At 64.7% G+C, this 15,858-nt stretch carries 23 protein-coding genes and 1 tRNA gene; 17 read left to right on the forward strand and 7 right to left on the reverse strand.

Going from position 1 to position 15,858, the window contains the following annotated elements:
- Positions 1 to 19: 19 nt before the first annotated feature.
- The 4 genes from phnL to phnP are packed head-to-tail and all read left to right on the forward strand — an operon-like array spanning position 20 to position 3,160.
- Complete coding sequence (phnL, locus tag P0Y43_RS00385; RefSeq protein ID WP_275635318.1) at positions 20 to 718, forward strand: phosphonate C-P lyase system protein PhnL; 699 nt, start codon at positions 20 to 22, stop codon at positions 716 to 718.
- On the forward strand, positions 715 to 1,860 hold the full coding sequence (locus P0Y43_RS00390; RefSeq protein WP_275635319.1) for an alpha-D-ribose 1-methylphosphonate 5-triphosphate diphosphatase: 1,146 nt from the start codon (positions 715 to 717) through the stop codon (positions 1,858 to 1,860). Before phnL ends, P0Y43_RS00390 begins: the two co-directional genes overlap by 4 nt.
- On the forward strand, positions 1,860 to 2,420 hold the full coding sequence (gene phnN, locus P0Y43_RS00395; RefSeq protein WP_275635320.1) for a phosphonate metabolism protein/1,5-bisphosphokinase (PRPP-forming) PhnN: 561 nt from the start codon (positions 1,860 to 1,862) through the stop codon (positions 2,418 to 2,420). The genes P0Y43_RS00390 and phnN overlap by 1 nt, the downstream gene beginning before the upstream one ends.
- On the forward strand, positions 2,411 to 3,160 hold the full coding sequence (gene phnP / locus P0Y43_RS00400) for a phosphonate metabolism protein PhnP (protein ID WP_275635321.1): 750 nt from the start codon (positions 2,411 to 2,413) through the stop codon (positions 3,158 to 3,160). Before phnN ends, phnP begins: the two co-directional genes overlap by 10 nt.
- A 38-nt stretch (positions 3,161 to 3,198) precedes the next feature.
- Here the strand turns inward: phnP and P0Y43_RS00405 are convergent, their stop codons facing one another.
- The 3 genes from P0Y43_RS00405 to P0Y43_RS00415 form a co-directional block, all read right to left on the reverse strand.
- Positions 3,199 to 4,494, reverse strand: coding sequence for an NAD(P)/FAD-dependent oxidoreductase (locus P0Y43_RS00405; protein WP_275635322.1), 1,296 nt, complete (start codon positions 4,492 to 4,494; stop codon positions 3,199 to 3,201).
- Positions 4,495 to 4,590: 96 nt separating this feature from the next.
- Positions 4,591 to 4,764 carry a DUF3094 family protein gene (locus tag P0Y43_RS00410; protein ID WP_275635323.1) on the reverse strand — a complete coding sequence of 58 codons (174 nt, stop codon included), beginning with the start codon at positions 4,762 to 4,764 and terminating at the stop codon, positions 4,591 to 4,593.
- 131 nt (positions 4,765 to 4,895) lie between these two features.
- Positions 4,896 to 5,525 (reverse strand): DUF1780 domain-containing protein, encoded by a 630-nt coding sequence (locus P0Y43_RS00415; RefSeq protein WP_275635324.1) that lies wholly within the window; start codon positions 5,523 to 5,525, stop codon positions 4,896 to 4,898.
- A gap of 106 nt (positions 5,526 to 5,631) precedes the next feature.
- On the opposite strand from P0Y43_RS00415, the gene P0Y43_RS00420 reads away from it, so the two are divergent.
- The gene (locus tag P0Y43_RS00420) at positions 5,632 to 6,315 is read left to right on the forward strand and encodes an energy-coupling factor ABC transporter permease (protein WP_275635325.1); all 684 of its coding nucleotides are present in this window, start codon (positions 5,632 to 5,634) and stop codon (positions 6,313 to 6,315) included.
- Between the two features lie 75 nt (positions 6,316 to 6,390).
- Here P0Y43_RS00420 and yacG read toward each other — a convergent pair whose 3' ends face one another.
- The 4 genes from yacG to P0Y43_RS00440 are packed head-to-tail and all read right to left on the reverse strand — an operon-like array spanning position 6,391 to position 9,287.
- Positions 6,391 to 6,591, reverse strand: coding sequence for a DNA gyrase inhibitor YacG (gene yacG, locus P0Y43_RS00425; protein ID WP_275635326.1), 201 nt, complete (start codon positions 6,589 to 6,591; stop codon positions 6,391 to 6,393).
- Positions 6,588 to 7,211 (reverse strand): dephospho-CoA kinase, encoded by a 624-nt coding sequence (gene coaE, locus P0Y43_RS00430; protein ID WP_275635327.1) that lies wholly within the window; start codon positions 7,209 to 7,211, stop codon positions 6,588 to 6,590. The genes yacG and coaE overlap by 4 nt, the downstream gene beginning before the upstream one ends.
- Positions 7,208 to 8,077, reverse strand: a complete 870-nt coding sequence (locus P0Y43_RS00435) for a prepilin peptidase (protein ID WP_275635328.1) — start codon at positions 8,075 to 8,077, stop codon at positions 7,208 to 7,210. Before P0Y43_RS00435 ends, coaE begins: the two co-directional genes overlap by 4 nt.
- Before the next feature lies 1 nt (position 8,078).
- On the reverse strand, positions 8,079 to 9,287 hold the full coding sequence (locus tag P0Y43_RS00440; protein WP_275635329.1) for a type II secretion system F family protein: 1,209 nt from the start codon (positions 9,285 to 9,287) through the stop codon (positions 8,079 to 8,081).
- Positions 9,288 to 9,504: 217 nt separating this feature from the next.
- Here P0Y43_RS00440 and P0Y43_RS00445 point away from each other — a divergent pair, with 217 nt between their 5' ends.
- The 12 genes from P0Y43_RS00445 to P0Y43_RS00500 all read left to right on the forward strand — a co-directional run bounded on the left by P0Y43_RS00445 (position 9,505) and on the right by P0Y43_RS00500 (position 15,856).
- Complete coding sequence (locus tag P0Y43_RS00445) at positions 9,505 to 9,915, forward strand: pilin (protein WP_275635330.1); 411 nt, start codon at positions 9,505 to 9,507, stop codon at positions 9,913 to 9,915.
- 81 nt (positions 9,916 to 9,996) lie between these two features.
- Positions 9,997 to 10,072, forward strand: a tRNA-Thr gene (locus P0Y43_RS00450).
- A gap of 161 nt (positions 10,073 to 10,233) precedes the next feature.
- Positions 10,234 to 11,547 (forward strand): tyrosine-type recombinase/integrase, encoded by a 1,314-nt coding sequence (locus P0Y43_RS00455; protein WP_275635331.1) that lies wholly within the window; start codon positions 10,234 to 10,236, stop codon positions 11,545 to 11,547.
- Between the two features lie 140 nt (positions 11,548 to 11,687).
- The gene (locus P0Y43_RS00460; protein WP_275635332.1) at positions 11,688 to 12,509 is read left to right on the forward strand and encodes a hypothetical protein; all 822 of its coding nucleotides are present in this window, start codon (positions 11,688 to 11,690) and stop codon (positions 12,507 to 12,509) included.
- Between the two features lie 102 nt (positions 12,510 to 12,611).
- Positions 12,612 to 12,872 carry a helix-turn-helix transcriptional regulator gene (locus tag P0Y43_RS00465; protein WP_275635333.1) on the forward strand — a complete coding sequence of 87 codons (261 nt, stop codon included), beginning with the start codon at positions 12,612 to 12,614 and terminating at the stop codon, positions 12,870 to 12,872.
- Positions 12,872 to 13,174, forward strand: coding sequence for a helix-turn-helix domain-containing protein (locus P0Y43_RS00470; RefSeq protein ID WP_275635334.1), 303 nt, complete (start codon positions 12,872 to 12,874; stop codon positions 13,172 to 13,174). Before P0Y43_RS00465 ends, P0Y43_RS00470 begins: the two co-directional genes overlap by 1 nt.
- The gene (locus P0Y43_RS00475) at positions 13,171 to 13,827 is read left to right on the forward strand and encodes a KilA-N domain-containing protein (RefSeq protein ID WP_275635335.1); all 657 of its coding nucleotides are present in this window, start codon (positions 13,171 to 13,173) and stop codon (positions 13,825 to 13,827) included. Before P0Y43_RS00470 ends, P0Y43_RS00475 begins: the two co-directional genes overlap by 4 nt.
- On the forward strand, positions 13,824 to 14,306 hold the full coding sequence (locus P0Y43_RS00480) for a hypothetical protein (RefSeq protein WP_275635362.1): 483 nt from the start codon (positions 13,824 to 13,826) through the stop codon (positions 14,304 to 14,306). Before P0Y43_RS00475 ends, P0Y43_RS00480 begins: the two co-directional genes overlap by 4 nt.
- Positions 14,303 to 14,635 (forward strand): hypothetical protein, encoded by a 333-nt coding sequence (locus P0Y43_RS00485; RefSeq protein WP_275635336.1) that lies wholly within the window; start codon positions 14,303 to 14,305, stop codon positions 14,633 to 14,635. The genes P0Y43_RS00480 and P0Y43_RS00485 overlap by 4 nt, the downstream gene beginning before the upstream one ends.
- The gene (locus P0Y43_RS00490) at positions 14,632 to 14,931 is read left to right on the forward strand and encodes a hypothetical protein (RefSeq protein WP_275635337.1); all 300 of its coding nucleotides are present in this window, start codon (positions 14,632 to 14,634) and stop codon (positions 14,929 to 14,931) included. The genes P0Y43_RS00485 and P0Y43_RS00490 overlap by 4 nt, the downstream gene beginning before the upstream one ends.
- Positions 14,928 to 15,143, forward strand: a complete 216-nt coding sequence (locus tag P0Y43_RS00495; RefSeq protein ID WP_275635338.1) for a hypothetical protein — start codon at positions 14,928 to 14,930, stop codon at positions 15,141 to 15,143. The genes P0Y43_RS00490 and P0Y43_RS00495 overlap by 4 nt, the downstream gene beginning before the upstream one ends.
- Positions 15,140 to 15,856, forward strand: a complete 717-nt coding sequence (locus P0Y43_RS00500) for a hypothetical protein (RefSeq protein ID WP_275635339.1) — start codon at positions 15,140 to 15,142, stop codon at positions 15,854 to 15,856. Before P0Y43_RS00495 ends, P0Y43_RS00500 begins: the two co-directional genes overlap by 4 nt.
- Positions 15,857 to 15,858 lie beyond the last annotated feature (2 nt).

A 15,858-nucleotide genomic window follows, 5' to 3' on the forward strand; every position in this document is an offset into this window, starting at 1 on the left:
CCGCGACGCAGGTGAACCCATGAACCCATCCCTCGAGGTCGTCGGCCTGGCCAAGACCTTCACCCTGCACCAGCACGACGGCCTGGTGCTCAACGTGCTGCGCGCGCTGTCGTTCAGCGTCCAGGCGGGCGAGTGCCTGGTGCTGCACGGCCCGTCCGGCGCGGGCAAGAGCACCTTGCTGCGCACGCTCTACGGCAACTACCTGGCCGCGGGCGGCAGCATCCGTGTGCGCCATGACGGCGACTGGCTGGAGCTGGTCGGCGCCGAGCCGCGCCAGGTGCTCGGCGTGCGCCAGCGCACCCTGGGCTATGTCAGCCAGTTCCTGCGGGTGATCCCCCGTGTGGCGACGCTCGACGTGGTGATGGAGCCCGCCCTGGCCCGCGGCTGGCCCAAGGCCCAGGCCCGTGCCCGCGCAGAAGCCTTGCTGGCCCGGCTGAACATTCCCGAGCGCCTCTGGCAACTGGCGCCCGGCACCTTCTCCGGGGGCGAGCAGCAACGGGTCAATATCGCCCGTGGCTTCATGGTCGAGTGGCCGGTGTTGCTGCTCGACGAACCCACGGCGTCACTGGACGACAACAACCGTCATGTGGTTCTGGCATTGATCGAGGAAGCCAAGGCCGCCGGCAGCGCGGTGATCGGCATCTTCCACGACCGCCTGGCGCGCGAGGCCGTGGCCGACCGCTGGCTGGACATGAGCGAACAGGAGCTTCCGGCATGAACGAGACGATTCTGAGCAACGCCCGGGTGGTGACCGCCGACGGCGAGTTCCACGGTAGCGTGCTGCTGCGCGGCGGCTACATCGCCGCCGTGGACTGCGGCGCCAGCCAACTGCCCCAGGCCATCGACCTGGAGGGCGATTACCTGCTGCCCGGCCTGGTCGAGCTGCACACCGACAACCTGGAGAAGTACCTCGGCCCACGCCCCGGCGTCGATTGGCCCTCGGCCCCGGCGGTGCTGGCGCACGATGCACAGATCATCGCCGCAGGCATCACCACGGTATTCGACGCGCTGTCGATCGGCGACGTGAACCCCAAGGGCAAGCGCATGCAGCAGCTGCCCGGCATGCTGGCGGCGATCAGCGAGGCCAGCAGCGCCGGGCAGACCCGCGCCGAACACCGCCTGCACCTGCGCTGCGAGGTGTGCCACCCCGACACCCTGGCGGTGTTCCGCGACCTGGTCGGCCACCCGCTGGTGCAACTGGTGTCGGCCATGGACCACTCGCCGGGCCAGCGCCAGTTCGCGTTGGAGGAGAAGTACCGCGAGTACTACATGGGCAAGTACCACCTCAGCGACGCGCAGATGGATGCGTTCATCGTCGAGCAGGTGGCCAACGCCAAGACCTACAGCGACCGCTACCGCAAGGCCATCGTCGAAGATTGCCGGGCGCGCGGCCTGTCGGTGGCCAGCCACGACGACGCCACCGTGGCGCACGTGGAGGAGTCGGCGGCGTTCGGCATGAGCATCGCCGAGTTCCCCACCACCCTGGAGGCCGCGCGCAGTTGCCAGCGCCTGGGCATGAAGGTGCTGATGGGCGCGCCGAACATCGTCCGTGGCGGCTCGCACTCGGGCAACGTGGCGGCGGCGGCGCTGGCGCGCGAGGGGCTGCTGGACATCCTCTCCAGCGACTATTACCCAGCCAGCCTGTTGCACGCCGCGTTCATCCTCGGCACCACCGAGGGCAGCGGCGTCGGCCTGCCGCAGGCGATCCAGATGGTCAGCGGCGCCCCGGCCCGCGCGGCGGGGCTGGCCGACCGTGGCGACATCCGCGCCGGCCTGCGCGCCGACCTCCTGCAGGTGCGCCACCACCCGCGCACGCCGCTGTTGCGCCAGGTGTGGCGCGAGGCGAGGAGGGTGTACTGATGGCCGGCCGGCTGATCTACCTGATAGGCCCTTCGGGTTCGGGCAAGGACAGCCTGCTCGACGCCGCCCGCGAGGCCCTGGTGGCGCGCGGCTGCCGTATCGCCCGGCGGGTCATCACCCGTTCCGCCGAGGCCATGGGCGAAGCCGCGCTGGCGGTGAGCGCGGCGCAGTTCGAGCAGTTGCGCGCCGACGGTGCCTTCGCCCTGCATTGGCAGGCCAACGGCTTGCACTACGGCATCCCTCGGGAAATCGACACCTGGCTGGCGCAGGGGCATGACGTGCTGGTCAATGGCTCGCGCGGCTACCTGGCCCAAGCCCGGCAGCGCTACCCGGATGCGCAGGTGGTGCTGCTGAGCGTCGAGCCGGCGGTGCTGCGCCAGCGCCTGCTGGCGCGGGGCCGCGAGCTGCCGGTGGAGGTGGAGGCGCGCCTTGCGCGCAATGCCCGCTTCGCCAGCGAGCTGTTCGACTACGACGCCACGGTGCTGGTGCTGGACAACTCCGGCCCGCTGGCCGACACCGTGGCGCGCCTGCTCGCGCACCTGGAGAACGCATGCGCCTGACCTTGCTCGGCACCGGCGACGCCCGGCAGGTGCCGGTGTATGGCTGTGCTTGCCGGGCCTGCGAACGCGCGCGCGATGAGCCGAGGTACCGTCGTGGCCCGTGCAGCGCGCTGGTCGAGTGCGGCGGGCAGCGTTGGTTGATCGACAGCGGCTTGCCGGACCTCACCGAGCGTTTCCCGCCGCGCAGTTTCGACGGCATCCTGCAGACCCATTACCACGCCGACCATGCCCAGGGGCTGTTGCACCTGCGTTGGGGGCAGGGCTGGGTGGTGCCGGTGCATGGGCCGGTGGACCCGGAGGGGCTGGCCGACCTGTACAAGCACCCGGGCATGCTCGACTTCAGCCAGCCGTTCACGGCGTTGGAGCGGCGGATGCTGGGCGGGTTGAGGGTGACGGCGTTGCCGTTGCTGCATTCCAAGCCGACGTTGGGGTATTTGCTGGAGGGGGAGGGGCGGCGAATCGCCTACCTCACCGATACGGTGGGGTTGCCGGAAGACACCTTCGCGCATCTTTCGCGCGAGGCGCTGGATACGCTGGTGCTGGATTGCTCGATGCCGCCGCAGCCGGTGGCGCCGCGCAACCACAATGACCTGGCGTTGGCGCTGGATATCATCGAACGGCTGGCGCCGAAGGAGGCGGTGTTGACCCATGCGGGGCATACGCTGGATGACTGGCTCATCGACCACCCGGGCAGCCTGCCGACCGGGGTGCGTGTGGGGTTCGATGGGATGGTGGTGTAGTGGCGGGCCCCATCGCGGGGCCCGCCCGTCCAGCCCAATCAGTGCAGCTTCAACCGCGGCTCGGTCCCGCGCCCGATCTTGCTGCCCAGCATCAACATCAACGTGCGGAACGTCCCATACAGGGCCATCTGGTGCATCCGGTACAACGACACATAGAACATCCGCGCCAACCACCCCTCCAGCATCACGCTCCCGGTCAGGTTGCCCATCAGGTTGCCCACCGCCGAGAACCGCGACAACGACACCAGCGACCCATAATCCTTGTACGCATAGGTCGGCAGCGCCTTGCCCTCCAGCCGCGCCTTCAGGCTCTTGGCCAGCATCGAAGCCTGCTGGTGCGCCGCCTGCGCCCGTGGCGGCACGTTGCGGTCGCTGCCCGGCTGCGGGCAGGCCGCGCAATCACCGAAGGCGAAGATGTCGTTATCCAACGTGGTCTGCAGGGTCGGGCGCACCACCAACTGGTTGATGCGGTTGGTCTCCAGCCCATCGATGTCCTTGAGGAACCCCGGCGCGCGAATGCCCGCCGCCCACACCTTCAGGCTGGCCTGGATCACCTCGCCGCTGGCGGTCTTCAAACCGCTCTCGGTCACTTCACTGACCGCCGCGTTGGTCATCACCGTGACCCCAAGCTTCTCCAGGGTCTTGTGCACCGGCACGCTGATGCGCTCCGGCAGTGCTGGCAACACGCGCGGGCCGGCTTCGATCAGGGTGATGTGCATGTCCTTGGGCTGGATGCGGTCCAGGCCATAGGCCGCCAGTTCATGCGCGGCGTTGTGCAGTTCGGCGGCCAGTTCCACGCCCGTGGCGCCAGCGCCGACGATGGCCACGCTGATCTTCTCGCTGGCCACGTCCCCGGCGTGCGCGCGCAGGTAGTGGTTGAGCAGTTGCTGGTGGAAGCGCTCGGCCTGCTTGCGGCTGTCGAGGAACAGGCAGTGCTGCGCCGCGCCCTGGGTGCCGAAGTCGTTGGTGTTGCTGCCCACCGCGATCACCAGGGTGTCGTAGCCCAAGGTGCGTGCCGGCAACAGCTCACGGCCGTCTTCGTCGAGGGTGGCGGCCAGTTGGATCTGCTTGCCCGCGCGGTCCAGGCCGCTCATGCGCCCCAGTTGGAAGTTGAAGTGGTTCCACTTGGCTTGGGCCACGTAGTTCAGTTCGTCTTCCGAGGAGTTCAAGGAGCCGGCGGCCACTTCGTGCAGCAGCGGCTTCCAGATGTGCGTCAGGTTGGCGTCGACCAGGGTCACTTCGGCCTGCTTGCGCTTGCCCAGGCTTTTACCCAGGCGGGTCGCCAGTTCCAGGCCGCCGGCGCCGCCGCCGACAATCACGATGCGATGAGTCATTGGGATATCTCACAAGTTTTACGGAATTCGTGGGCGTCGTCGTGGCAACGACGCCCGGCCGCAGCAGGCGAGAGGGGAGGGCGAGCGCCAGGCAGCTCATAGCACCAGTCCACTCAGCAGGCGGCTGAGCAGGCCCAGACCAATGGTCACGATCACCACCAGGGCAAGGAGCAGCAACGGCCGGAAAGGCTTGCGCTCGACTTGGTGCTGGGGGGCTCGCAGGTACGCATCGACACGACGCTGATCTTCCGGATTCAGGCGGCTGGTCATGGTGGGCCTCGCTTGTAGACGCTTGGGATCGTGGGAACGCTACAACGTTCCCGCAAACGGCTGAAACAAATGATAATACTTTCCATCCCCGGCGCCGAGTGTACGCCATCGCAAACACACTCGGCACAGGATCAAAGACTGATACCCACGTCGAACACGATGCTGCGCCCCAGGTTGCCGCGCAAAAAGTCTGGCGCGTCGGGGTGGGCGAACAGCACCCGGGCGAAGGTCGGCCCCACCAGCGACAGCGAGCGCCAGCCCTGGCGCAGGTATTCGGTCGGCGGCGGAAAATGGCTGTTGAGGTCGAGCACCTCGCGCTTGAGGCTGGCGAAGGCGATGATGTCCAGCTCGCTCAAATCCAGCCCGCGTTCGCGGTAGTTGTGCGACTTCTTGCGCAGGGTCGGCGCCAGGCGCGCCAGCAACTCCTGGGCGCTGATCCGCCTCGGGCGTGCTTCGCGGCGCACCAGCTGGCTCAGGGAAAAGGCGCTGCGCCGGCGTTGCAGCTCCTCGCGCCATTCGTCGTTGAGCCGACGCCCCTCGTCGAGCACGAAGAACACCTCGAACGCCGCGTCGCGGAACAGCACGTCCGGCGGCTCTTGCCCGGCGGGGGTGAAATCCTCGCTGCGGTAGGGGATGTTCAGCCCTTGCAGCAGGCGCTGGCAGACCCAACGCTCACGCTCCCATTTGCGGGCATTGGACAGGAACGCATTGGCTTGTTCGGCCTGGATGGTGAGCAGGCGCAGGTAGTCTGAGTCATCCATGGGAACAAGCTTAGCCTGCAATTGTGAACGGTAAGGTCCTGTTTGCCCGTAGGAATCGGGCAGGGGGTGTAGACTCGAAACAGTCCGACATGCACGCGAGGTCGAAGTGATCAGCGCACAGGTCCTGTCCACCACCAGCCTGACCGTCGGCTGGCTGGCCTACGTACCGCTGCTGCTCTGGGCGGCGAGCCGCACCGGTTGGGTCGAGCTGTTCAGCGACACCCGCCGCCAGCACCTGCTGTTCGGCACGGTGTTCGCGCTGTTCGCCTTGTGGTTGGTGCGGCGTGACTTCGACACGGGCGTGTCGTACCACTTCATCGGCATGACCGCCGTGACCCTGCTGCTGGACTGGCCGCTGGCCATTCTCGGCGGCTTCCTCGCCCAGCTTGGCCTGCTCGCCCTGGGCCGCCAGGACCTTGCCGCCGTCGGCGTGAACGGCCTGCTGATCATCGGCCTGCCGGTGCTGGTGACCGAGGTGTGCGCGCTGCTGGTCGAGCGCGCCCAGCCGCGCAACCTGTTCGTGTATATCTTCTGTTCGGGGTTCTTCGCCGCCGCGTTGGCGACCTTGCTGTGCCTGCTGGCCGGGCTTGGGCTGCTGTGGCTGGATGGGCGGTTCGCCATGCCGGAATGGCTCGGCGACTTCGTCGGCTATCTCTGGTTGATGATCTTTCCCGAGGCTTTCATCAACGGCACCGTGGTCAGCGCGTTGGTGGTGTTCTGCCCCGAGTGGCTGGAGACCTTCAACCGCACCCGCTATTTGCAGGCGCCGTGGAAGGATGATGAGCGGTGAGGGTGGGGGGCTGTGCCGGTCCTATCGCGGGCCCGCGATAGGGCCCGCCGACTCAGCGCATTCATTTCGCCAGGCTCAATGCCGAGGCTCCAGGTCCCCCGAATACAGCTCATCTTCCGACTCCGCCGCCCCCGGGATCTTGTGCTCTTCGGCCGCCCAGGCGCCCAGATCGATCAACTTGCAACGGTCAGAACAGAACGGCCGGTTCGGGCTTTTCTCGTTCCATTCCACGGGCGCGCCACAGGTGGGGCAATCAACGGTCAGTGGCTGGCTCATGGTTGGCCTCCTCGTAAAGTCAGGTAGAAATGGTGCAGGCGGTCGACCTGCTCGTGCAGCCAAGCCAGGTCGCGGTCGTTGACCACCACATCGTCGGCATGCCGCAGCCGCTCCTCGCGGGCCAGTTGGGCCTTGAGAATCGCCTGCACCTGCGCCTCGCTGGTGTTGTCGCGCAGCAGCGTGCGTTGCACCTGCACCTCTTGCGGCACGTCGATCACCAGGATGCGCTGGGTCTTGCGGTACTGCCCCGACTCGATCAGCAGCGGCGACACGTACACCGCGTAAGGCGATTCGGCCTTGGCCAGGTAGCTGAAGATCTCCTGCCCGATCAACGGGTGCAGCAGTTCCTCGAGCCAGCGGCGCTGGGCCGGGTCGGCGAAGATCAGCTGGCGCAGGGCCGCGCGGTCGAGCTGGCCGTCGTCCAGCAGCACGCCCGCGCCGAAGCGCTCGACGATGCTCGTCAGCGCCGGCCGGCCCGGCTCCACGACCCAGCGCGCGGCCTGGTCGGCATCGACCAGGTGCACGCCCAGCTCGACGAAGCGCTCGGCCGCGGCGCTCTTGCCGCTGCCGATGCCGCCGGTCAGGCCGAGAATCCAGGGGGTGAATACAGCAGTGGTCATCGGAATCCAAGCAGTTGCAGGTAGGAAGCGTATATTTCATCACCCCAGAGCCAAGCGATCCAGCCCGCGATGGCCAAGTACGGCCCAAAGGGCAGCGCCGTGCCCATCGACGCCCTGCGCAGACGCAGCAGGCACAGGCCAATCAGCGCCCCCGCCAGCGACGACAGCAGCAGGGTCAGCGGCAGCAACTGCCAGCCGCCCCAGGCGCCGAGCAACGCCAGCAGCTTGAAGTCGCCGTAGCCCATGCCCTCCTTGCCGGTGACCAGCTTGAACGCCCAGTACACCGTCCACAGGCTCAAGTAGCCGGCCACCGCGCCCCACAGCGCATCGGCCAACGGCACGAACAGTTCGAACGCATTGAGCACCAGCCCCAGCCACAGCATCGGCAGCACGAGCACGTCCGGCAGCACCTGGTGCTTGGCATCGATCAGCGCCAACGCCAACAGGCACCAGCCCAGCAGCAAGGCGCCCAGCGCCGCCAGGCTCACGCCAAAATGCCACGCGGTGGCCAGCGACAGCCCCGCGCAGGCCAGTTCCACCAGCGGGTAGCGCGGGCTGATGCGCGCCTTGCACGCCGAGCAGCGCCCGCGCAGCAGCAGGTAGCTCAGCAGCGGAATGTTCTCCCAGGCGCGCAGGCGGTGCTGGCACTGCGGGCAGTGCGAGGCCGGCAGGCACAGGTCGAACCGCGCATGCGCCACCCCGGGCAGCCCCAGCACCTCGCGCGCCTCGTCCTGCCACTGGCGCTCCAGCATCAATGGCAAGCGGTGCGCCAGCACGTTGAGGAAGCTGCCCACCAGCAGCCCCAGTACCGTGGCGAAGGCCAGGAAAACACCCGGCTGGTCGACCAGAAAAGTCCACAGGTTCATGTCAGATCAAACTTCCCAACTGGAAGATCGGCAAATACATGGCCACCACCAGGCCACCCACCAACACCCCGAGCACCAGCACGATGGCCGGTTCCAGCAAGCTGGTCAGTTGCTCCAAGGCCTGCCCGACCTGCTCCTCGTAATGATCGGCCGCATTGCCCAGCATCATTTCAAGCGTACCGCTGGACTCGCCAATCGCCGTCAATTGCACCAGCAGCGGCGCGAACAGCGGTTGCGCAGCCATCGCCTGGTGCAACCCCAACCCATTGGCCATGCCCTGGCGCAACTGGCGAATCGCCCCCTCGTGCAGCGCATCGCCGCTGGCTGCCGCCACCGTATCCAGCGCATCCAGCAAGGCGACCCCCGCGCCATAGGCCGTCGCCAGGCTGCGCGCAAAGCGCGCCAGCGCCGCGCGGCTCAACAACCGCCCCAGCACCGGCAGCCGCAGCGCCTGACGAAGCATCCACAGGCGCGAGGGCAGGTGCCGACGATACAATCGCGCAACCCCTAGCCCCAACACCCCCGCGACCCCGAGCACTGTCAGCAAGTGCCGACCCAGCCCTGTGGATAAATCGATCACCCACTGGGTAAACGCCGGCAGTGCTTTATCCACACCCGCGAACAACCCCTCGAAGCGCGGCACCACCTCCAGCAACAGCAACGCCGCCACTGCCAGCCCGGTCAACAGCAGAAACAGCGGGTACACCATCGCCTTGCGCAGCTTGCGCCGCAGCATCGCCCGCCGCTCCAGCACCTGGGCCAGCTGTTCCAGCTGGCGATCCAGCGTGCCCGACTGCTCGCCCACCCGCACCAGGTTGCAGTACAACGCATCGAACCAGCGTGGGTGGCGCTGCAACGCCTGCGCCAGCCCCAACCCCACCGTCACGTCTTGCTGAAGCTGGCGCAACAGCGCCAACCACCCGGCATCGCCACTGCTGCGCGCCATCACGTCGAATGCCTGCAACAACGGCACCCCGGCCTTCAACAAGGTCGCCAACTGCCGAGAAAACCCCGCCGGGTCGGCCCGCTCGCGCCGTGCCGGCAACTGCCAACCCATCCCCCCGGCCGGCCGCACCCACGCCACCCGCACCCCCTGGCGCAACAACCCCGCCCGCACCCACGCCGGGCTGCGCCCTTGCGCCTGGCCCCGTACCCGCGCCCCACTGGCATCGTCACCTTCCCAGGCGTACAACCGTGTCGATCGACTCATGCAACGCTCCCTGCCACTGTGACGACAAGCCTCGAAACAGCTTGCCGCGCCCGTTCCTGGGCGGATTTCCCTGCTGGTCACTAGAGTAGTTCAGCGATCATCACGTCCAGCCGGGCAGGGGTGACAAAAGGTGTCCTTTCGGCTCTACTGCGCGGCTGGCGGCATGGGGTCGAAGATTGGATCCAATCACTACCCGTATCAACAAGGAAAAACCTTCATGCAAGGACAACGAGGCATCACCCTCATCGAGTTGATGATCGTCGTGGCGATCATCGGCATCCTGGCGACCATCGCCATCCCGATGTACACCAACCACCAGTCGCGCACCAAGGCTGCGGCGGCGCTGCTGGAGATTTCCGCCCTCAAGACCCCGATGGACCTGCGCCTGAACGAAGGCAAGGACGTCACCGACGTCGCCGCCCTCGGCGGCCAGCCCAGCACCGCGCATTGCGCCATCACCGCGCGCGGCACGGCGGCGGACGGCACGGCCAGCATTACCTGCACCCTGGCGGATGCGCCGGCGAACGTGGTCGGCAAGCAGATTACGCTGACCCGCTCGGCCACTGGGTGGGCGTGTTCCAGCGATATCGAGGCCGACCTCGCGCCCAGCGGTTGTGGCGGGGCTTGAGGGTTGGGGCGGGGGAGGGGAATAAATGAGGGGAAACAGGGGTTTGCGTAAGCGTGGCGGCAGTGGTAGCGTTGCGCTCACGCCGGTGTAGCTCAGTCGGTAGAGCAGCGCACTCGTAACGCGAAGGTCGCAGGTTCGATTCCTGTCTCCGGCACCATCCAACTGTTCCGATACGTCTCCCCTTGTATACGGAACCCCCTGAAAAGCCCGCCAAGTGCGGGCTTTCTTGTTTCTGGCTGTCTCGTTCTGTCTCTAGGCATATACCGATTTTAGGTATACGTTAGGGTATACGCCGGTTCGACGAGAAAACGTATACCTATGGCACGCACCGTTACGCCCCTCTCAGACCCCAAATGCGAGGCCGCCAAGCCGCGGGACAAGGACTACACCCTGTTCGACGGCCAGGGCCTGTTTCTGCTGGTCAAGAAGAACGGCAGCAAAATCTGGCGCATGAAGTTCAAGCGACCGGATGGCAGGGAGGGGCTGGCCACCTTCGGCAACTATCCCGCACTGACGCTCAAAGCCGCCCGTGAGCGCCGGGCCGAAGCGCTGGAGTTGCTGGCGCATGGGAAAGACCCGATCGAGAGCGCCAGGCAGGGGAAGCTCGAAGCGGCGAATGCGAGGGCCAACACCTTCGGCGTGCTGGCCAAGGACTGGCATGAGGCCTGTTCCAAGAAATGGTCATCAGGTCATGCGGCGACGGTGTGGCGGCGGATCGAAACTTACCTACTCCCGGCCTTGGGCCAGCGCCCGGTGGCCGGCCTGAAGACCCGAGACCTGCTGGCGCCGCTCAAGGCAGTGGAGAAACGCGAAGTCCTGGATACTGCCGGCCGGCTACGGCAGTACATGACCGGCATCATGCGCATGGCTGTCCAGCACGGACACATCGACACCAACCCAGCGGTGGACCTCCAGGGCGCAACCGCCACACGCAAGACTGTCCACCGGCCTGCGCTGGCGCTGGATCGGCTGCCCGAGCTGTTGCAAAGAATCGACAGCGATACCGGCCGGCCGCTGACCCGCCTGGCAACCCAGCTCACCCTGCTGGTCTTCATCCGATCCAGTGAGTTGCGGTTTGCTCGCTGGCCAGAGATCGACACCGGCCGCTCCATGTGGGAGATCCCCGGCGAGCGCCAGCAAATCGAGGGCGTGAAGAACTCGCATCGCGGCTCCAAGATGAGCACGCCCCACCTGGTGCCGCTGAGTCGCCAGGCCTTGGCCACGCTTGAGCAGGTGCGCCAGCTTACCGGGCGCTTCGACCTGGTGTTCGCCGGCGACAGTAACCACTGGAAGCCCATGAGCGAGAACACGGTGAACAAGGCGCTTCGGCGCATGGGCTACGACACCAAGACTGAGGTGTGCGGGCACGGGTTCAGGGCCATGGCCTGTTCCGCCCTGGTCGAGTCGGGACTGTGGAGCAAGGACGCGGTAGAGCGGCAGATGAGCCACCAAGAGCGAAACAGCGTGCGAGCAGCCTACATCCACAAGGCTGAGTACATCGAGGAGCGCCGGCTGATGGTCCAGTGGTGGGCCGACTACCTTGAAGCGAACCGGGAAAGGCATATCACACCCTATGACTATGCCCATCGAACAGAAGACTCTGCCAACGTGGTACCGATCAAGAGGGCCTGAAGCGGGCCTTCCATTGCGTGTGTGGACAGATATAGACTGTTTAACCACTGGTTAAGCAACCAGCATTCGAAAAGAATCTAAAGGCCTGCCGCGTCATTTGCGGGCTCACGTATCGGACCGTGAAACCCAAAGGGATGGGCATGGATAAGGTTTACAGACTTCTTCCTTGGCTGCGGCTAGATCAGGCAGCAGAGTGGCTTCGGTCTCTGACCCGGGTCGGTATTACCGAGGACATCGTTCTGAGCTTCTGTGAAGCCGGCCGCATTTCTGTCTACGTGAATGTTGGTGGCGGCTGCTCGGGTAACGACGAGGAGACTTGGACAAAGGAAGTCAGTGGCTCTGGTTATCACCTTCTGAAAAATCCAGAAGTGCTTAGGAGCAGGTCTGGGGCTCAGGTGACCTTCCAGCTTTCTGGGAAGGTGATGATTTTTGAATCGGACAAGTCCATCAACCATGCCGAAACCTGCTGGTTCACTACGGGGCAGTTCGAGGACTTCGCGCCCGTTTTCAAATCACCTCACATCCAGGCGCTAGCTGACCTTATTAACGCTGAGGAGCTGGCGGCTGAGGCTCGCAAAATCGAGGAGTATCAGCAGATCGCTAATCAGCTCCGGGCCGAAAAGCAGCAAGCTTTGTTGAGCCTGCATGATGCGAATGAGCGACTTGGCGAGCTGCGGGATGAGCTTGCGCGAGCGCAGGAGCTATCTGAGCAGCAGGCAGTTGAATCGCCGAAAAAATCTGCTTACTTGCTGATCGCGGGAATGGTTGAGTACATCACTACCACGACTCGTAACCGACACACCCAAGAAAATGTCATCGCTGAAGTAGCGGCCAAAGGCTGGGCTGGGGCAAGTGAGTCGACCCTCAACCACTTGGTGGCAGATGCCAAGAAAGTGGCGCGGGATGCGGAAAATACCGCCCAAAGCAAAGCCGAAATTCGAGAGCGTGCTACCCGCGGATAGCCCTTAGAATTGCAGTTGCAAATCTGAAAATTGCAGCTGCAATGCCCGGCAGAGCATCACCTGACACGCTGACTCCCGTCTAAACCAGTATCGGGAGTCACAATGAACGCCACGCCTGTTTTTGCAACTAGCTCTGGTCTGGAGCTCAGCCCTGCGGATACTCTCATCAGGATGCCTGATGTTGAGGCTATGACCGGATTAGCGCGTCCGACTGTTTATAAGCGTCTCAAAGATGACCCTACCTTTCCCAGGCCCGTGCCGCTGAGCAACAGCAAATCTCGGGGCGCTCCGGTTGGTTGGGTGCTCGCGGAGGTTCAGGCCTGGGTGCGCCAGCGCATCGCATTGCGCGAGGTGGCTGCCTAATGAGCAAAAGAAAGGCCGACCAACAGGCCAGCCCCAAAGATATGCAGGTCCATGATACCAGCGGCAGCGCGCAACGTAGTCGTCTTCTTGCACATCTGCGCCAGCATGGTTCGATCAACACTTTCCAGGCGATTACGCTGCTGAACATCTTGCGCCCCGGTGCACGCATCTCTGAGCTGCGGGACCTGGGCCATCACATCGTCACCCACCTGGGCACGCTCAAGGACGACCAAGGCCGCGAGCACCGGAAGGTGGCCACCTACTTCCTGAGCGCCAGCCAGGCGCAGAAGGTGGCGGTATGACGGCCAAGATCATTCCCTTCGACTACGATGGCCAGGTCGTGCGCTTCAATGCTGACGGCTGGATTCATGCCACTGAGGCCGCTGCCCGCTTCGGCAAGGAGCCTCACGAATGGCTGCGACTGCCAGATACCGAGCGTTACCTTGAAGGGTTGCAACGTAGATACGGGGAAATCCCGTATGTAAAAACCAGCCGTGCTCGTGCGGATCGTGGTGGCGGTACGTGGCTGCACCCGAAGTTGGCGGTGAAGTTCGCCCGCTGGCTTTCCGTGGACTTTGAAATCTGGTGCGACGAGCAAATCGACGCCCTGCTACGCGGTGAGCAAGGCAGCTGGCAGCAGGCCCGCCTGCAATCTGCTGTCGGCTATCGCGGTCTGTGCGATGCCCTCGCTATCGCCTGCGAGGAGCGCGGCAAGGCGCCCCAGCGCCACCACTTCATCAACGAAGCTCGGTTGATCAACCACGTGATCACCGGACAGTTCGCCGGCCGGGATCGTGATCAGCTCAGCGCCCAGGAGTTGCTGCTGGTTTCTCTCATCGAGATCCGCGACGTGCTGCTGATTGGCCAGGGGAAGGACTTCGACGCCCGCAAAAAGGCCCTGTTGCGCTACATCCAGAGCCTGCGTGCAAAGCACCTCGGGAGGGATGTCGCATGATGCTGGCGCTCAAGACCGGCGATGAACGGTCGATATTTCTGGTTGCAGGCAATCGTGATGCTCGGTATGGTTCGCCCAAATCCACGGTAAATCCCGTGGTCGGGTTTGGCGACCCGACGAAATCAAGGCGCATAGGCGCCCCCATCACGATTGCAGGCGCTTTTTTTGTGCCCGCAGTCCCGTGTTATGGCGGCTGTGCGCGGGAGACCTTCGGGTCTGCCGGGTTCCTTGATTCCCGGTTCGCCAACCTGCGTACAGCTGCCACCCTAAATCGTTTGGCGACGATCAGTGGCAGCTCCTCAAATCAAGGAGCTCGACCCATGCACGCCCTCAATCCGTCCAAAATCCGCGCATACGCCCATCGGCGCTTCGCCCTGGCCGCACTTCGTGCAAACTCTTCCCTGTCTGTCCGCCTCGCCCGTTACAACCATCACGCCGAGATCGCCCGCGCCCTGGAAGGGCAAGGCGGTGCCCAATGACTCCGGCTCAACGCAACGCCGAAGCGGTACAGGGCTTCATCCAATCTCAGGTCGTGGTCACCATGCCAGGCCAAGAGGTGTTCCGCATTCCCCCGGTGATCGGGTGCGGCATTGCTACGGATATCGCGGCCATCGTGGGCGCTGATTTCCCGTCCGCATCAATCAGCATCCAAGGACGTTGCCGCGGTTCTTTGGCGGGCCTGGATCATGCCTTGCGCGTCTCGGATGAAGTCTCCGCCGCGCTGGAGAAATGCCAGCGCCAGCCGCGCCCAGGCGCTGCGCTGGTGGAGCATTTCAAGGCCGCATCCCAAGTCGGAGGTGCCCAATGACTTACTTCCCGGCAGTGGCGGCTCTTGACGGTGAGGTTCTGTCTGAGGCGGTGCTGGATGCTCGCGAGATGTGCTACATGAATTTCGCCCGCGAAGAGCACCAGAAGCTGGAGAGGATCCTGCTGACGCTCGTGATCCCTGCGATGGGTGGGTATGAAAACGAATTGGCTTGCGACATTGCCCGGCACCTTGAGCAGATCCAGTCCTTCAGCGGCAATTATTGCTGGCGCCATCGTCACCTCGGCGCCTCGCACGGTGTAGTTGGCCGGCCTACTGCTAACGGAGGTCTTGTATGACTTCCGTTATCCAGATGCCGGACGGTATCCAGGACGATCTGCGCGACGTGCAAGGCATCCTTGTGCTGCTGAGCATGGCCCTGGCTGTGATCGCCTCGCCTGCCACCCCAGTCATCGTTGCCCGCGTCACCGCGGTGATGGCGCAGCACACCGCTATGGCCTGGGCTGAAATGCTGGGCGGCGTAATCGCTGACCAAGGGGGTGATCTGTGAAGACCGATACCACCCTGCGCATCACCCGCGCTCAATACCGTGGTTTCGCCGAACTGGCCAAGGAGAGCGGCCTGGGTTTGACGATCGCTACCTTCACCGAGCTTGGCGGAATCTGGGGCGAATACAGCTGCTGGGCGCAGCCTATCGTGCGTGACGCATCGAGCGCTCAAATCCAGTGCGACGAGCGGGTTGCTATCAAGCTGGCTACAAGCATCAACGCAGGTCGCTTCCGCAACGGTGTTCGCCCGGAAATCGACTGGTCAGCGCTGGATGACCGTGAGGTTTATCCGTTCATCTTGCACCACGAGATCGGCCATCACCTCGACAACTTCTCGCTTTGGGACTTAATCCTCGCACCCGATCAAGAGACGAGTGACCAGTGCCGCAAGGTGATTTACCGCGTGAACGAGATGCTGGCAGACCGTTACGCCTGGGAGCAGGTGCGCCCTGGCGAGCCGCTGCCGCTGAGCGAGACGGGTAAGCGTATGCAGGAGGTCATGGCCAATGATCTCGCGCTGCTGCAAAGGCACTTCCCTCGCAAGCGCAGGATGCCCAGGGCGTTGCCGGCCGGCCAGTACTCCTATGTACCGACTTCAATGCTGAAGACCGAGGAGCTGGCGGCATTCGTCGGGCCGCATGTCTCGCCGGCGTTGATAGAGCACACCCGAAACCAGCGCCGCGTTCATCGCCGCGACTCCAGACTGAGGGGTTAAAC

It is taken from the genome of Pseudomonas entomophila (genome assembly GCF_029193575.1).
Taxonomy (GTDB): Bacteria; Pseudomonadota; Gammaproteobacteria; order Pseudomonadales; family Pseudomonadaceae; genus Aquipseudomonas; species Aquipseudomonas entomophila_G.

Bases quoted from the DNA above. Each gene is read 5' to 3' on its own strand.
- phnN (WP_275635320.1), top strand. From the start codon at position 1,860: ATGGCCGGCCGGCTGATCTACCTGATAGGCCCTTCGGGTTCGGGCAAG.
- coaE (WP_275635327.1), bottom strand. From the start codon at position 7,211: ATGACCACTGCTGTATTCACCCCCTGGATTCTCGGCCTGACCGGCGGC.
- P0Y43_RS00410 (WP_275635323.1), bottom strand. From the start codon at position 4,764: ATGACCAGCCGCCTGAATCCGGAAGATCAGCGTCGTGTCGATGCGTAC.
- yacG (WP_275635326.1), bottom strand. From the start codon at position 6,591: ATGAGCCAGCCACTGACCGTTGATTGCCCCACCTGTGGCGCGCCCGTG.
- P0Y43_RS00415 (WP_275635324.1), bottom strand. From the start codon at position 5,525: ATGGATGACTCAGACTACCTGCGCCTGCTCACCATCCAGGCCGAACAA.
- P0Y43_RS00485 (WP_275635336.1), top strand. From the start codon at position 14,303: ATGACTCCGGCTCAACGCAACGCCGAAGCGGTACAGGGCTTCATCCAA.
- P0Y43_RS00495 (WP_275635338.1), top strand. From the start codon at position 14,928: ATGACTTCCGTTATCCAGATGCCGGACGGTATCCAGGACGATCTGCGC.
- phnP (WP_275635321.1), top strand. From the start codon at position 2,411: ATGCGCCTGACCTTGCTCGGCACCGGCGACGCCCGGCAGGTGCCGGTG.
- P0Y43_RS00390 (WP_275635319.1), top strand. From the start codon at position 715: ATGAACGAGACGATTCTGAGCAACGCCCGGGTGGTGACCGCCGACGGC.
- P0Y43_RS00440 (WP_275635329.1), bottom strand. From the start codon at position 9,287: ATGAGTCGATCGACACGGTTGTACGCCTGGGAAGGTGACGATGCCAGT.
- P0Y43_RS00465 (WP_275635333.1), top strand. From the start codon at position 12,612: ATGAACGCCACGCCTGTTTTTGCAACTAGCTCTGGTCTGGAGCTCAGC.
- P0Y43_RS00405 (WP_275635322.1), bottom strand. From the start codon at position 4,494: ATGACTCATCGCATCGTGATTGTCGGCGGCGGCGCCGGCGGCCTGGAA.
- P0Y43_RS00490 (WP_275635337.1), top strand. From the start codon at position 14,632: ATGACTTACTTCCCGGCAGTGGCGGCTCTTGACGGTGAGGTTCTGTCT.
- P0Y43_RS00470 (WP_275635334.1), top strand. From the start codon at position 12,872: ATGAGCAAAAGAAAGGCCGACCAACAGGCCAGCCCCAAAGATATGCAG.
- P0Y43_RS00435 (WP_275635328.1), bottom strand. From the start codon at position 8,077: ATGAACCTGTGGACTTTTCTGGTCGACCAGCCGGGTGTTTTCCTGGCC.
- phnL (WP_275635318.1), top strand. From the start codon at position 20: ATGAACCCATCCCTCGAGGTCGTCGGCCTGGCCAAGACCTTCACCCTG.
- P0Y43_RS00460 (WP_275635332.1), top strand. From the start codon at position 11,688: ATGGATAAGGTTTACAGACTTCTTCCTTGGCTGCGGCTAGATCAGGCA.
- P0Y43_RS00480 (WP_275635362.1), top strand. From the start codon at position 13,824: ATGATGCTGGCGCTCAAGACCGGCGATGAACGGTCGATATTTCTGGTT.
- P0Y43_RS00455 (WP_275635331.1), top strand. From the start codon at position 10,234: ATGGCACGCACCGTTACGCCCCTCTCAGACCCCAAATGCGAGGCCGCC.
- P0Y43_RS00475 (WP_275635335.1), top strand. From the start codon at position 13,171: ATGACGGCCAAGATCATTCCCTTCGACTACGATGGCCAGGTCGTGCGC.
- P0Y43_RS00445 (WP_275635330.1), top strand. From the start codon at position 9,505: ATGCAAGGACAACGAGGCATCACCCTCATCGAGTTGATGATCGTCGTG.